A 13,045-nucleotide genomic window follows, 5' to 3' on the forward strand; every position below is an offset into this window, starting at 1 on the left:
ATCCGATGAGCTGCTTACTTCACGCCGCCAGCGTTGCGGTGTTCTCGCGCTATCTGCGTCAACTCGACGGCATGCTTGCGAAGGCCGCGCAGCATGCCGCCACCCGGCCCGATGGCGAGGCGGCCTTGCTTGCCGCGCGGCTGGCGCCGGACATGTTCCCGCTGCGCCAGCAGATCAGCACCGCAACCGGCTTCACGCTGCGCGCCTGCGCACCGCTGGCTGGGTGTGAGGTGCCGCCAATGCCCCCAAGCGATGCCGACTTCGCCGCGCTGCGCGCGCGTGTGGCGTTTGCGCTGGACTGGCTTGCCGCTCTCCCGGCGGACGCAATCGAAGCCGGCGCGGTGCGCCCGGTTACCACCGTTGCCGGGCAGGCCACGCACACCTTGAGCGGGGCCGATTTCCTGCTGCAGTACGCGCTGCCCAACTTCTTTTTTCACCTCGGCATGGTCTACGCCATCCTGCGGGCGCAAGGCGTAGCGATCGGCAAGCCGGATTTCGACGGCTTTCACGCCTACGCGCCGGGCTTTCGTTTCAGCTAGGCGAGGCCGCAAGCGGCGGCTTCAGGGGCAGGGTTTTCCGGTCATGCGCTGCATCGCCCGGGCGGTTTCGACATCGGCGACCGTCTCGGCCAGACCATGTTCGAAGGCGGCATTGAACAGATCGCGTAGTGCGTGCATGCGCGCTTTCGGGTCGCCACCGCGCGCAATCGCGTCATACGCGCAGAGCCCGCGCGCGGCGAATCCGATGGCGGCGATCTTCAGTTCCAGCGTGAGTTGATCGTCGCTTTTGCAGAGCGTCATGATCTGGTCTGCCAGCCGCGTCATGCGCTGCGCAGTCTCGTCGGCGGAGGGGGGCTGAGTCATCGTTCAAGTACCGGTGATGCGGAGGGCGCTACGGTAGCAGTTGCAGCGGGCGCTTGGCTCGATCAGGCGTAGAACGCATCCAGGGTCGGGAAGGCCGCCTCGCCGCGGAGGCAATCCCACAGGTAGATCGCGAAGCCGGGGTCGCCGGTCCACAGCGAGTGACGCAGGTGCCCGGTGGCCGCGTATTCCGCTTCCATCTGTTCGATCCCGTGCATCGCGAAGGCGCGGGCGCGCACTAGCCAGCGTGCATCGCCGGTGCGCCGGTACAGCTTGAGGAAAGCGTAGCCGTTGCCGCCGGTGCCGTGACATAGGTTGGAACCCTTGTTCAAGGGGCCAGCCGCCCAGGTGGCCTCGCCCGCGGCGATCAGCAGCGCGTCCAGCGTGGCGTCCGGGTGATCGGCGAGGCAGATCACGAAGCCCGGCGCGCCGTGGCAGAACTGCATCAACTTCTTCGGCGGGCGTGTGCCGGGCTCAAGCAGCTGTTCGCGCCAGCTGGCCATTTCGTCTTCCCAGGTTGCGGTACGCGTGACGGTCTTGGCGATGCAGGCGAGCCAAGCGTCGCGCTGCGCGGTGTCGAACAGATGGCGCCCGCGGATCAGCGGCACCGCGGTTGCGACGAAGCCATGGACCGCGCCGAGGTAGGTGCTGCGCTGGCCGTAGAGGTCTTGCGTCCAGAAGGCACACTGATGCGCGTCTGACCATTCGAGTAGCGACCACAGCCGCGCGGCAGTTTTGCGGAACAGCGCGGCCCAGCGTTCGTCACCACTGCGCTCATGCAGGAACAGGGCCGCCAGCAGGGTGCCGGGGGCGCCCCACATCAGTTCGCGCGCCGGGTGATCGAGGTTGCCGTCGATCAAGTCGGCGAGCGCCGCAGCCTGCGTTTCATCGGCGTCGACGCCGTAGGCGAGCAGGCGAATCGGCGTGTCGCCCATCAGGTAGGCGGCAAAGTCCTGGCTGCCGATCGAGGCGAGCCAGGCGCGGTTGTCCAGACGCAGCGTTTCGAGTTCGCTGAGGTAGCTGCGCGTCAGTGTCGCGGCGCCACAGGCCTGCAGGTAGTGCAGCGCCCAGATCACGCCGCAGGCGCCGAAGTACAGCGTGGTCGAAGCGACCTCCGGGTCTTCCTCAGGCACGACATCGCGCGGGTGAATCGGCCAGTAGCGCCGGGGCTGGTAGTGCGCCTCGGTGTCGCGGACGATGAAGCGGATGGTGTCGCGCACCCGCGTTTCATCCAACTCGATGGTGCGAAGCGCTTCGTGGCGGGCGGGATCGTGGAGCATCGGGGTCAGTATTCAGCCTGCGTGGCGCTTCAGGATGTCGTTGCGCGATCGAGCGGCACGACGGTCTTGCCGATGGGCGCGAGCGCGAGACCGGCGAGTTTGAGGTGCTGCAGCCCGAAGGGGATGCCGATGATGGTGATGAAGCAGAGCAGCGCCGAGCACAGGTGGCCCAGTGCCAGCCACCAGCCGGCAAACACGAACCAGAGCAGGTTGCCGATGACGCCCGGCACGCCGGTGCCGATGTCCGCCTGCTGCGTGACGACGCGGCGGTCGACCACATCGTTGCCGAAGGGCAGCAGCGCCAGTTGCCCGATCACGAAACAGGCGCGCCCCCAGGGGATGCCGATGATGGTGATGAAGCAGATGGCGCCGGCGAGGAACCAGCCGAGCGCCATCCACAGGCCGCCGAAAATCAACCACAGCACGTTGCCGATCAGTCGCATGGGAACTCCTGTTTCGAATGTGCCTGACAGTGTGCCGTGCTCAATCCTTGCGGGCCAGCAGCGGTGCGGATTGGGCGGCGAAGCCGGTGGCGGCGGCGTATTCGATCGAGGGTGTGCTCATCAGGAACACCGTGCCGCCGATGCAGAAGCTCACGCCGGCGGCGGCGATCAGGCTGGCAAATGCGCGGGTGATCAGGCGGGGTGAGTGGGTTTTCATGGCGCTCTCCGTGTGCATGTGTTTCGTCTTTCAGTGAATGCAGCATGGGCCAATCCGAACAGGCCTTCGAGCGGCGTGCGATGAAACGCGCAATCGGCGGTGCAGACTGTCGGTATCGGCGACGAAGTGCGGCCGAAGGCCGCTATGTCCGGGCGGTGCGGCGCAAGAGCGTTGAACCGGCCAGTCGTCAGCGCTACGCTTGCGATTGATGGGCGCCGCTTGCCATTCTGGCGATGCCGGTGGTCCCGGTCATGGAGGGAATCGCCATGGGAAGCAAGGACAAAAAGAAGGAATCCAAGGGCAAGAAGCCGCAGCCCAAACCGGCGCCTGCGCCGAAGTAGGCCAGAAGCCGGCCCGGCTCATCGAGGGCTTGGTCAGGATGTCGCAAGGGCCTTGGCCGGCGTGAACGCGGGGCGCGTGAAGCGCCCCGTTTGCATGGGTATCAGCAAGGCCGCCGAGGGCGGCCGGGTGGGCATTCAGCCGAGTGATTCGGCAACCATCTTCGCAGCGGCCTGATCGTCGGCCGGCAGATCGCCGCTGAGGAATTTTGTTTCGCGTTCCAGTTGCAGATCGTCGCTGTAGTGGTCGGCATCGCCGTAACGAAACCACACCGGCGCCTTGGGGTTGGCGCGATCGACGCTGATCTGCAGAAACGGGTCTGCGGCATACACAATGGTCTGATACACGGCCGTACTCCTGTGATGAGCGGGGCTGGCGCTGAAACTGCGCGCCTTCAAGGATTATGGCTGCCCCGCCGGGGCATGTGAAGCATCGTATTTGCCCCGCTGCCGTGTGCGCGACGCTCAGTCCTGGCGCGCCACCACCAGCGGCGCGGATTGCGTGGCCAGTTCAACGGCGGTGGCGTACTCGACGGCGGGAATGCTCATGAGGAAGAGCGTGCCGCCGATGCTGAAGCTCACGCCGGCCGCGGCGATCAAGGCGGCATACACGCGGGTCATCAGGCGGGTGGTTCTGGTTTTCATGGTGGTCTCCTTGTGCGTTCGTTTCGTCTGTTGGTGAGTGCAGATTGGACGATCGCGTAGCGGGTTTCGCGCGCCTTGCGACAGGCTGCAGAAATCGCGGGGCCGGCTGCAGCTTGCGTAGATGAGCCGGGAGGCGCGAAGGCCATGAGGCAGGTCAGAGACGCTTCAGTGCGGTCGGCCAGAATGCATGGCTTGCCCGGCGTGCAGGGGCAAGTTCAGAACAATCCCGGAGGAGTGAGACGAATGAGCGAGACGACGAAGTTCCTGCTGCCTGAAGAGAAGATGCCCAAGCGCTGGTACAACATTGCAGCCGATCTGCCGGTGCCGCTGCCGGCGCCGTTGCACCCGGCGACGCAACAGCCGATCGGGCCGGCCGATCTTGCCCCCTTGTTCCCGATGGCGCTGATCGAGCAGGAAGTCTCCACCGAGCGCTACATCGACATCCTGGAGCCGGTGCGCGAGGTGTTCCGCCTGTGGCGCCCGAGTCCGCTGATCCGCGCCCATCGGCTAGAGAAGGCGCTCGGCACTCCGGCGAAGATCTACTACAAGTACGAGGGCGTTTCGCCCGCCGGCAGCCACAAGCCGAACACGGCGATCCCGCAGGCCTGGTACAACGCGCAGGCGGGCGTGAAGAAGCTGGCCACCGAAACCGGCGCCGGCCAGTGGGGCAGTTCGCTGGCCTTTGCCGGCAGCCTCTTCGACCTGGACATCACGGTGTTCCAGGTGCGCGTCTCTTACGACCAGAAGCCGTATCGCCGCGCACTGATGGAAACCTACGGCGCGCGCTGCATTCCGTCGCCCAGCCCGCTGACGCAGTCGGGCCGCCACATCCTTGAACAGAATCCGGATCACCTGGGATCGCTCGGGATCGCGATCTCCGAAGCGGTGGAAGTCGCCGCCCTCAACGAAGACACCAAGTACGCGCTCGGTTCGGTGCTCAATCACGTTCTGCTGCACCAGACCATCATCGGCGAAGAGGCCATCCTGCAACTGGAGATGGCGGGCCACGACCCCGACGTGGTGGTGGGTTGCACCGGCGGCGGCAGCAACTTTGCCGGCATCGCCTTCCCCTTCATCGGCATGCAGTTGCGCGGCGGGCCGGGGGTGAAGCAGCGCCGCATCGTGGCGGTGGAGCCGGCGGCCTGCCCGAGCCTGACGCGCGGCAAGTACGCCTACGACTACGGCGACACGGCGCACCTGACGCCGATGGTGAAGATGCACACCCTGGGTTCGACCTTCACGCCGCCGGGCTTCCACGCGGGCGGCTTGCGCTATCACGGCATGGCACCGCTGGTGAGCCACCTCAAGGAACTCAATCTGATCGAGGCGCGCGCCTTTCACCAGACCCAGTGTTTCGAAGCCGGCGTCTTGTTTGCCCGCGCCGAAGGCATTGTGCCGGCGCCGGAAGCGAACCATGCCGTCAAGGGTGCGATTGACGAGGCCCTGCGTTGCAAGGCCGAAGGCAAGTCAGAGGTGATTCTCTTCAACCTTTGCGGCCACGGGCATTTCGACATGGCCTCGTACCAGAACTACCTGGGCGGCAAGCTGGTGGATCAGGACTACGACGAGGCCGAGTTGGCCATGGCCTTGAGCGGTCTGCCAAGCATTGCATAGGTGCAAGTGTGGTGGCCTGATCGCTCGAAAGGGCGATCGGCGCTCACGCCCCGGTTGGCGCTTCGCGCTGACCTTGGGCTGCGTGGCCTTGTTGTATCGCCCGCAGTCAGGTGTTCTTTTCGCCCCCATTGCTACCTTGAGCAGTTAGGCTGGCGGGGCGAGCAGCACAAGCTAGGCGCTGCCGTCGGACTGCCCCTGAGGGCCCACACACTGGAGCAATGTGATGAAGAAGCTGCTGATTGGCCTGGCTTGCACCGTGCTTGCGGCACCCGCGTTTGCCAAGATGGATTGTGAAGCCCTGAAAACCGAGATTGCCGGGAAGATCGAAAGCAAGGGCGTCAAGGAATACACCCTGGAGATCGTCACCAAGGGGGAGGGCAAGGACGCCAAGGTCGTGGGGTCTTGCGACGGCGGTACGAAGGAAATCGTCTACCGCCGCGGCAAGTAGGCGGCGCAATCGGCGCCCCGGTCGGCTTGGCCGAGCGGGGCGTGGGGGATTCGCGTTACGCGTGTGCGCCGCGAACTTTGCGGTAGGCCGCCAGCAGCTTCTGGTGCGCGGCGCTGCCTTCGTAGTTGGGCCCCAGTTGCGCCAGCCCGAAGAAGGCTTGCTTGCCGCTGGCGAGCGCTTCGGCCTGCGCCAGGGTTTCGGCACCGTAAAGCTGGATCAGTGCGCGGCGGTAGTCGGCCTGCGGGCGCAGACGCAGTACCGCCTCGAGCGCGCGATACACCCGCGCGCGGTGCGCGTCGAGGTGGCCGAACTGATTGACCCAGGCGCAGCCGTCGGCGGCGGCGTCTTCGTCACCACTGGCCAGGGCGAGCAGGGCCCGCAGCTCGCCGACACGCAAGGTCCGCCAGGCCGAATCCGGGTCGGGCACCAGGCCGATCAGCGCGGCCACCGGCCGCTCGTCGGCAAGCTCCAGTCCGTCGAGCAGCTCAATCAGTTCGGCAGCCTCGTCGGCATCGAGTTCGGGCAGCCGGCTCAAGGCCGGGCGCAGCAGGTTGGCGACGCTGTTGTTCTCCCACTCCAGATCTTCGACCGGGTAGATCTCGGACATGCCGGGCACGATGATCCGGCAGGCGTAGGCACCCAGGTGCTCGAAGTCGGCGATGTACACCTGGTGCCCGTTGGCCGCGATGAGTTCGCACAGGTGGCGGAACTCTTCAGCGGTGCTGCCGGCGAAATCCCAGTCCACGAAGTCGAAATCTGGCGCATCGGCGAGCAGGCGCCAACTGATCACGCCGGACGAATCGACGAAGTGGATCTCGATGTTCTGCGGATCGGCCACCTCATCGGCGTCGAAAGCGGGCGGCGGGAAGCCCGCCAGCGCATCGAGCGCGCGGCCTTGCAGTAGTTCGGTGAGGGCGCGTTCGAGCGCCACTTCAAAGCGCGGATGCGCGCCGAAGCTCGCGTAGCAGCCGTGATCCTGCGGGTGCAACAGGGTCACCACGATCACCGGGAAGCGGCCGCCGAGCGAGGCATCCAGCACCCGGATGCCGAATCCGGCGGCGCGCAGCGCGGCGATGCCGGCAGCGCTTTGCGGGTAGCTCGCGATGACTTCATCGGGCACTTCAGGCAGGCACAGGTCTTCGCGCAGCACGCGGAATTTAACGTAGCGCTCAAGGATCTCCGATAGCCCTTGCGCGCGCGCTTCGTCGGCGGTGTTGCCGGCGGCCAGGCCGTTGCTCACATAGAGGTTGCCGATCAGGTTGACCGGGAACCACACGGTGGCGCCGTCGTGCTGGCGTACATGCGGCAGCGCACAGATGCCGCGCGCGGCGTTGCCGGTGTTGTGTTCGACCAGCGCCGAGGCGGGCACCGAGCCGTCCGGGTTGTAGAAGGCCTGCAATTCGGCGTCGAGCAGATCGAAGGGCCAGCGGTCGTCGTCGCCAAGCGGGAACCAGCGTTCCTGCGGCATGTGCGCGTAGTTCGCCTTGCCGATCGCTTCGCCGAAGTGATAGTGCGACCAGAAGTGATTGCAACTGGCCCGCTCAAGGAATTCCCCCAGCGCACTGGCCCGCGCGGCAAGCTGCGAGGCGCCCTTGCCGTTGGTGAACAGCTGCGGGCAGTCGGCGTCGCACAGGTGCACCGACCAGCAGTCGGCCACCGGGTTGAGCCAGGTGCGCTCCTCCAGACGAAAACCGCGATCGGCCAGCAGGCCTTGCAGGCGGGCGATCGAGGCTTCGAGCGAAGCGTCCTTGCCCGGAATGAAATGTTCGGGAGTCATGTGAGGGGCCGACATGTTGGGGGGGAGGCGCGATTGTCGGTGTGCGCCCGCCCCTTGTTACTGACCGGGGACAAGTCGGCGTCACACGGCTGCCTGTCGTAAGCTGGGCGGTACTCTGCAGCGGCAGGGCGTGCACCCTGCGCGCAACGACCCGCTGCCAGTGGAGGAAGTCGAACGATGCGTATTGCAAGTACCAGGAACGCCGAGCATTACGTCTGGGCCGAGGCCTGCGATGGCTGGCGCTTGCTGGATGATCCCGCGTTGAGCGTTATCCAGGAGCGGGTGCCGCCCGGCAAGTCGGAGCACACCCACCGCCACGCCTGGGCGCGGCAGTTCTTCTACATTCTCGAAGGTCGCGCGGAGATGTGCTGCGCGGGCGAAACCCTGGTGCTTGAGCGTGGGCAGGGTGTCGAAGTACCTCCGGGCGTGGCGCACCAGTTTCGCAATCCGTTCGATTGCGAGGTGGTGTTCCTGGTGATATCGAGCCCGAGTACGCGCGGGGATCGCGAGGATCTTCCTGCGGCCTGAAAGGCGACGGCGCCCCGCAGGGCGCCGTGCTGTGGCCTTAGTTCAGATGCTGCGAGAGGTAGTCGTGCAGGTCTTCGAGTGTCAAGCCCCACTGACCCAGCATGTAGAGCAGCACCGCCTGTTCGGTCGGGTCGATGTGCTCATCTGCGCCGCTGGCATGCACCGCCAGCGCGCAGGCCTTCAGGCGCAAGGCCGGGTCAGTGACCGGCGCGAGGATCTGGTCGAGAATCGCCGGGTCGTTCACCTTTGCTTCGCGGGGCGACTTGCTTGCCAGGGCGATGTCCACCAGATGGTCAGCCAGCACCGTGCGCAGGCTGTGCGCATCGAGCCCCACGCTTGCCAGGTGCTCCGGGTCGGCAATCGCAGCCAGTTCGGCTTCGGCCAGGGAGCCGTCAGCAACCATCATCATCGCGACGATGCGGCCGACGGCCTGCGGGCTGTTCTCGGGGTAAGTGCGGATCGGGGTCATGCTGTCTCCTTAGCGGACGTTACGCAGGGCGGCAATCCGCTCGTCAAGCGGCGGGTGCGACATGAAAAGCTTCGTGAAGGCCGGGCCGCCAGAGATGCCCATCGCTTTCACGCCGTCGGGCAGTGCACCGCCTTCGGCATTGAGCTTGAGGTGTTCGAGCGCGTTGATCATCGGCGTGGCGCCCACCAGCTTCGCGGCGCCCGCATCGGCGCGGAACTCACGCTGGCGCGAGAACCACATGACGATGATCGAAGCCAGTACGCCCAAGACCAGTTCTGCAACGATCGTGGTGACGTAGAAGGCTGGGCCGTGACCCTCCTCGTTCTTGAACACGAGTTTGTCCACCACGTTGCCGACAATGCGTGCGATGAACATCACGAAGGTGTTGACCACGCCCTGGATCAGCGTCAGCGTGACCATGTCGCCGTTCGCGATGTGGCTCACCTCGTGCGCCAGCACGGCTTGTACTTCGTCCGGGCGCATGTTGTGCAGCAAACCGGTCGACACCGCGACCAGTGCGTTGTTGCGGCTCGGGCCGGTGGCGAAGGCGTTCAGCTCCGGCGAGTCATACACGGCCACTTCGGGCATCTTGATGCCGGCGGCCTGGGCTTGGCGCGCCACGGTATCCAGCAGCCACGCCTCGGCCTGGTTGCGCGCTTGCGTGATGACCTGGGCGCCGGTTGAGAACTTCGCCATCCACTTCGAGATCGCGAGCGAAATGAAGGCGCCGCCAAAGCCGAAGATCGCGCAGAACACCAGCAGGCTTTGCAGATTGAGGCTGCCGTTGGATTCCAGATAGCGATCGAGCCCAAGCACGCGGGCGGTGATCGAGAGCAGGATGACAATCGCGACGTTGGTCGCGACAAGCAGCAGAACGCGTTTCACAAGCTTTCCTTTCAATGCGCGTTGATGTCTGCGAAGCGGGGCCGGTGAAACGAAAAGGCCTCGCTCCGCGTTACCGGTCGAGGCCTTCGTCTGGATGGACGAGCGACCGCGCCGGACAGTGCCGGTAACGGTCTCGCTCGCGGCCCCTTGCGGGCCCGCCTGTGCGCCGGATCGGGTGAGCGATCGTGGTGACGACGCAGCAGAAGTGAGCTACTCCCCATCTACCGCACCGGCTCTCTTGAACCGGTACGCTCAAGTAGATTGAGGCGGCGGCGGAAAGTTCAATACCCTCGGGTAAACTTTCTTGATGACGCCGAAACGCCGCATCGCTCACCTCGATATGGATGCCTTTTTTGCATCGGTTGAACTGCTGCGGCAACCGCAATTGCGTGGTTTGCCGGTGGCAATCGGCGGGAGCGGGGATTCCCGCATGCCCGAGGGGCGTGCGCAGTTGCTTGCCAGTCGCGGCGTGCTGACAACCGCGACTTATGAAGCCCGCGCGTATGGCTGCCGCTCGGGGCAGCCGATCCGCACCGCGCTGCGCCTGTGCCCCGACCTGATCGTTCTGCCGGTGAACTTTGCCGCCTACCGCCACTATTCGCGTCTGTTCAAGGCCGCCGTCGCGGAAGTCGCGCCCTGTATCGAAGACCGCGGCATCGACGAAATCTACATCGATCTGACAGACCTGCCCGACGAAACGGAGTCGCTGGCGCGCACGATCAAGCAAAAGGTCACGGCAGTGACCGGGCTCACCTGTTCGATCGGCATTGCGCCGAACAAACTGATTGCGAAGATCGCGTCCGATCTTGATAAGCCGAACGGGCTGACGATTGTTGACGCGGCCGATATTCCCGGCCGAATCTGGCCCCTGGCCGTCAGCAAGATCAACGGCGTGGGCCCCAAGGCCAATGCAAAGCTCGAGCAACTGGGCATCCGCACAATTGGCGAACTCGCGCAGGCATCGCCGCACATGCTGGTGCGGCATTTCGGGCAAAGCTATGGTCGATGGCTGGCAGATGCCGGCGCCGGGCGGGACGAGCGGCCTGTCGAGACGCATCAGGAGCCCAAGTCGCGCTCGCGCGAGATCACCTTCCCCCACGACACGCGGGATCCGCTGACGCTGCTTTCGGTGATCGTCAAGCTATCAAGACAGGTCGCCGCAGATCTGGCAGCAAAGGGCTACGCCGGCAGGAGCATTGGCGTGAAGGTGAAGTTCGACAACTTCGAGCAAGTCACGCGCGACCACAAAATGCAGCACGCCACGGCGGATTTCATGACCATCCGGGACGTTGCGGTCGATTGTCTGCGCCGGGTGCCGGTCGAGCGCAAGCTGCGGCTCCTGGGCGTCAAGGTGTCAGACCTTGAACTGTCCGGCGATGCCCGGGCGAGCTTCGGGCAGACGCTATCTTTGTTTGACTGAGCCTCAGCGTGCCGGGCAGGCGGGTTCCAGGCCCCAGAGGCCCTTGCAGATCCGGTTGCGGCAAAGCTTGGCTTCCTGCCCGCCAAGCCGGTCGCAGCGCGCCACAAGTTCGGTGGTGCTGCTCATGCGATCAGCCATCACCACGTCGCGTGATCCGCCCGCCTTCATCGCAGCCGCATCGGTTGCCTGAACATGCGACACCAGGGCTGCGAGCAGCATCGTATCGGCTTCCGGCTTCTGCTTCGGTTTCTTGACGAAAGGCTTATCCGTTTTCGCCGCCGGCGTGGCGGGTTTGGCTTTGGTCGGCGCCGCAGTCGGCCGGGGGGCCGCATCGGCTAGCGCAGGGGCCGGTTTGGCGGCGACGGCCGGTGTCGTGTCTACCGCGCCTGGATTCGGCGCTTGCAGCGCGGCCAGGAGTGGGTCTGCATGGCCATTCGCGTCGACTACGCTGGCTTTAGCGGGCGCTTCGGAAATCAGGGTTGCCGCGTCGGGGCTTGCGCTGCCCTTGTCGATGTCCGCCGTGGCCAGCAGCGGTGTGGCGGCTGCGGGCGGGCTCACAGGCTTCGCCGCTGGCGGTGTTGTCGCGGGCGGCTGCACCGGCTTTGCCGTCATGGCCCGCATCGGTGGGTCTGCGGGAGCGTCACCCCGGAAGACGGCCCAGATCGTTGCGCCGAACAGCAAGGTGAAGGCGGTGCCGACGGCGACGACGCCAGCGGTGGCCCAGTTCTGCGACAGCGCGTTGCCGCGTGGAGCCTCGAACGGGGCGAGCACGGCGATCTCTCGGTGCGGCGCGCGAGCGGGACTGTCCGGATGTTCAAACAGCGAAGGGCGACGAGCTGCGCTGCTGGTCGCGAGGGTCGGTTCCTGGGGTTTCATGCGGCGAATTCTAGCGGCGGGCAAATCGGATTATGCGAGAAGAATTACCGCATATGCCAAATGTATCGCCTCGTATAATCCGTTCGTCATTCGCCGGGCTGTCGGATTTTTCGTTCGTGGAACTCTTTCTCGTACTTTTCGTGATTCTGCTGCTTGCCGCTTTTGCTGGGGGCCTGCTGTGCTTTCCGCTGCTGCGGGAGGCTGCTGTGCGCGGTGTGCTGCGTCAGGCGGCGGCCTTGGGCGATCTGAACCGCAGCGCCATTCGCGGCGGTGATGCGGCCCTCGCACGAGCCGGGGCGGGTGGCCTGAGTGCGGGACGGCGGTTGTTGAACTGGATCGCCGGGAATCGCCTCTGGATGGCTTTTGGGGCTGTCGGCGTGCTCGTGCCGGTGACGCTTGCGATTGTGTTGTCGGCAACGCGTCCGATGGCCGGCTTTGAAGAGCGCGCGGACGTGACCGATCCGGTGCTCGCCGCATTGCTTGACGGCGAGCACCTTGTTCCGCCTCCGGCGCTGCCGCCCGAAGTCTTTGTGACGGCCGAGCTCAAGGTCGAGCGGCCTGAGATTGCCACGGCAAGCCGGGATTGGGCCTTGCTGGATGCCGAGTTCAAGCAGCGCTTGCTGGTGCTGTTCCAGCAGATGCGCGAGCGCGGCTATGAGCTGGCGTTGCTGGAGGGATACCGCAGTCCGGAACGCCAGTCGGAACTGGCCTCGATGGGTCCGCATGTCACTCGCGCGGGCGCCTTTCAGAGCTATCACCAGTTCGGCCTGGCGGCGGACGTGGCCTTCTACCGCGACGGGAAGATCGTTATCAGCGAACGCGATCCGTGGGCGATGGAGGGCTATCGCCAGCTTGGCGAGCGCGCCGAAATGCTTGGGCTGACCTGGGGCGGACGCTGGAAGCTGATGGACTTCGGTCATGTGGAATTGAGGCGCGCCGGCACGCTCGGCCGCAAATAGCCTGGAGCATCAAGTGAGCAAACCTTTCATCGTGATTGGTGACAAGACCAGCCATGGCGGTGTGGTGATCGAAGGCAGCCCGCAAAGCGTGACGGGTGGCAAGGCGATTGCTCGCGTCGGAGACAAGGTGACCTGCCCGAAAAAGGGCCATGGCGGCACCACCGTCATCGTGTCGGGCGACCCGACTTGCATGATTGACGGCAAGCCCGCCGCCCGGCACGGGGACAAGACCGCCTGCGGCGCGGTCCTGATCGCTGGCCAGAGCAATACGACCGACTGAGCCACG

General features: G+C 65.4%; 17 protein-coding genes. 7 read left to right on the forward strand and 10 right to left on the reverse strand.

Annotated features, from left to right (window positions below; translation table 11 throughout):
- Nucleotides 1–5: 5 nt before the first annotated feature.
- Entirely contained in the window at nt 6–539 is a 534-nt protein-coding gene (locus tag OPU71_RS02520; RefSeq protein ID WP_267724683.1) for a DUF1993 domain-containing protein, read from the forward strand.
- A 21-nt stretch (nt 540–560) separates the two neighbouring features.
- Here OPU71_RS02520 and OPU71_RS02525 read toward each other — a convergent pair whose 3' ends face one another.
- From OPU71_RS02525 to OPU71_RS02550, 6 genes are all read right to left on the reverse strand, one after another.
- Nucleotides 561–863, reverse strand: coding sequence for a hypothetical protein (locus tag OPU71_RS02525; RefSeq protein WP_267724686.1), 303 nt, complete (start codon nt 861–863; stop codon nt 561–563).
- 62 nt (nt 864–925) lie between these two features.
- Complete coding sequence (locus OPU71_RS02530) at nt 926–2,140, reverse strand: lanthionine synthetase C family protein (protein ID WP_267724689.1); 1,215 nt, start codon at nt 2,138–2,140, stop codon at nt 926–928.
- 29 nt (nt 2,141–2,169) lie between these two features.
- Nucleotides 2,170–2,583, reverse strand: coding sequence for a YccF domain-containing protein (locus tag OPU71_RS02535; protein ID WP_267724691.1), 414 nt, complete (start codon nt 2,581–2,583; stop codon nt 2,170–2,172).
- Between the two features lie 40 nt (nt 2,584–2,623).
- A complete protein-coding gene (locus tag OPU71_RS02540) occupies nt 2,624–2,800 on the reverse strand; it encodes a hypothetical protein (protein WP_267724693.1) in 177 nt (58 codons plus the stop codon).
- A 476-nt stretch (nt 2,801–3,276) separates the two neighbouring features.
- The gene (locus tag OPU71_RS02545) at nt 3,277–3,486 is read right to left on the reverse strand and encodes a hypothetical protein (RefSeq protein ID WP_267724696.1); all 210 of its coding nucleotides are present in this window, start codon (nt 3,484–3,486) and stop codon (nt 3,277–3,279) included.
- A 117-nt stretch (nt 3,487–3,603) separates the two neighbouring features.
- Entirely contained in the window at nt 3,604–3,783 is a 180-nt protein-coding gene (locus OPU71_RS02550; RefSeq protein WP_267724699.1) for a hypothetical protein, read from the reverse strand.
- Nucleotides 3,784–4,026: 243 nt separating this feature from the next.
- Between OPU71_RS02550 and OPU71_RS02555 the strand changes: the two genes are divergently transcribed.
- The gene (locus OPU71_RS02555; RefSeq protein ID WP_267724703.1) at nt 4,027–5,397 is read left to right on the forward strand and encodes a TrpB-like pyridoxal phosphate-dependent enzyme; all 1,371 of its coding nucleotides are present in this window, start codon (nt 4,027–4,029) and stop codon (nt 5,395–5,397) included.
- A 223-nt stretch (nt 5,398–5,620) separates the two neighbouring features.
- Entirely contained in the window at nt 5,621–5,845 is a 225-nt protein-coding gene (locus OPU71_RS02560) for a DUF1161 domain-containing protein (protein WP_267724705.1), read from the forward strand.
- Between the two features lie 55 nt (nt 5,846–5,900).
- Here the strand turns inward: OPU71_RS02560 and ycaO are convergent, their stop codons facing one another.
- On the reverse strand, nt 5,901–7,622 hold the full coding sequence (ycaO, locus tag OPU71_RS02565; protein WP_267724709.1) for a 30S ribosomal protein S12 methylthiotransferase accessory factor YcaO: 1,722 nt from the start codon (nt 7,620–7,622) through the stop codon (nt 5,901–5,903).
- 177 nt (nt 7,623–7,799) lie between these two features.
- On the opposite strand from ycaO, the gene OPU71_RS02570 reads away from it, so the two are divergent.
- Nucleotides 7,800–8,150, forward strand: coding sequence for a cupin domain-containing protein (locus OPU71_RS02570; RefSeq protein WP_267724714.1), 351 nt, complete (start codon nt 7,800–7,802; stop codon nt 8,148–8,150).
- Between the two features lie 37 nt (nt 8,151–8,187).
- Here OPU71_RS02570 and OPU71_RS02575 read toward each other — a convergent pair whose 3' ends face one another.
- Nucleotides 8,188–8,619, reverse strand: coding sequence for a hypothetical protein (locus tag OPU71_RS02575; RefSeq protein WP_267724716.1), 432 nt, complete (start codon nt 8,617–8,619; stop codon nt 8,188–8,190).
- A gap of 9 nt (nt 8,620–8,628) precedes the next feature.
- Nucleotides 8,629–9,504 (reverse strand): protease HtpX, encoded by an 876-nt coding sequence (gene htpX / locus OPU71_RS02580; RefSeq protein WP_267724718.1) that lies wholly within the window; start codon nt 9,502–9,504, stop codon nt 8,629–8,631.
- 307 nt (nt 9,505–9,811) lie between these two features.
- Between htpX and dinB the strand changes: the two genes are divergently transcribed.
- Nucleotides 9,812–10,924 (forward strand): DNA polymerase IV, encoded by a 1,113-nt coding sequence (dinB, locus tag OPU71_RS02585; protein ID WP_267724721.1) that lies wholly within the window; start codon nt 9,812–9,814, stop codon nt 10,922–10,924.
- A gap of 3 nt (nt 10,925–10,927) precedes the next feature.
- Here dinB and OPU71_RS02590 read toward each other — a convergent pair whose 3' ends face one another.
- Entirely contained in the window at nt 10,928–11,800 is an 873-nt protein-coding gene (locus OPU71_RS02590; RefSeq protein WP_267724724.1) for a hypothetical protein, read from the reverse strand.
- Nucleotides 11,801–11,916: 116 nt separating this feature from the next.
- Here OPU71_RS02590 and OPU71_RS02595 point away from each other — a divergent pair, with 116 nt between their 5' ends.
- Both OPU71_RS02595 and OPU71_RS02600 read left to right on the forward strand, forming a co-directional pair.
- A complete protein-coding gene (locus tag OPU71_RS02595; RefSeq protein WP_267724726.1) occupies nt 11,917–12,759 on the forward strand; it encodes a M15 family metallopeptidase in 843 nt (280 codons plus the stop codon).
- A gap of 13 nt (nt 12,760–12,772) precedes the next feature.
- The gene (locus tag OPU71_RS02600; RefSeq protein WP_267724728.1) at nt 12,773–13,039 is read left to right on the forward strand and encodes a PAAR domain-containing protein; all 267 of its coding nucleotides are present in this window, start codon (nt 12,773–12,775) and stop codon (nt 13,037–13,039) included.
- Nucleotides 13,040–13,045: the final 6 nt, after the last annotated feature.

Origin of the sequence: Niveibacterium sp. 24ML (genome assembly GCF_026586805.1) — a bacterium.
Lineage (GTDB): Bacteria > Pseudomonadota > Gammaproteobacteria > Burkholderiales > Rhodocyclaceae > Niveibacterium.

What these genes read in the sequence shown, in the direction of transcription:
- OPU71_RS02520 (WP_267724683.1), top strand. Translation starts at nt 6, where the DNA reads ATGAGCTGCTTACTTCACGCCGCCAGCGTTGCGGTGTTCTCGCGCTAT.
- OPU71_RS02525 (WP_267724686.1), bottom strand. Translation starts at nt 863, where the DNA reads ATGACTCAGCCCCCCTCCGCCGACGAGACTGCGCAGCGCATGACGCGG.
- OPU71_RS02530 (WP_267724689.1), bottom strand. Translation starts at nt 2,140, where the DNA reads ATGCTCCACGATCCCGCCCGCCACGAAGCGCTTCGCACCATCGAGTTG.
- OPU71_RS02535 (WP_267724691.1), bottom strand. Translation starts at nt 2,583, where the DNA reads ATGCGACTGATCGGCAACGTGCTGTGGTTGATTTTCGGCGGCCTGTGG.
- OPU71_RS02540 (WP_267724693.1), bottom strand. Translation starts at nt 2,800, where the DNA reads ATGAAAACCCACTCACCCCGCCTGATCACCCGCGCATTTGCCAGCCTG.
- OPU71_RS02550 (WP_267724699.1), bottom strand. Translation starts at nt 3,783, where the DNA reads ATGAAAACCAGAACCACCCGCCTGATGACCCGCGTGTATGCCGCCTTG.
- OPU71_RS02555 (WP_267724703.1), top strand. Translation starts at nt 4,027, where the DNA reads ATGAGCGAGACGACGAAGTTCCTGCTGCCTGAAGAGAAGATGCCCAAG.
- OPU71_RS02560 (WP_267724705.1), top strand. Translation starts at nt 5,621, where the DNA reads ATGAAGAAGCTGCTGATTGGCCTGGCTTGCACCGTGCTTGCGGCACCC.
- ycaO (WP_267724709.1), bottom strand. Translation starts at nt 7,622, where the DNA reads ATGACTCCCGAACATTTCATTCCGGGCAAGGACGCTTCGCTCGAAGCC.
- OPU71_RS02570 (WP_267724714.1), top strand. Translation starts at nt 7,800, where the DNA reads ATGCGTATTGCAAGTACCAGGAACGCCGAGCATTACGTCTGGGCCGAG.
- OPU71_RS02575 (WP_267724716.1), bottom strand. Translation starts at nt 8,619, where the DNA reads ATGACCCCGATCCGCACTTACCCCGAGAACAGCCCGCAGGCCGTCGGC.
- dinB (WP_267724721.1), top strand. Translation starts at nt 9,812, where the DNA reads ATGACGCCGAAACGCCGCATCGCTCACCTCGATATGGATGCCTTTTTT.
- OPU71_RS02590 (WP_267724724.1), bottom strand. Translation starts at nt 11,800, where the DNA reads ATGAAACCCCAGGAACCGACCCTCGCGACCAGCAGCGCAGCTCGTCGC.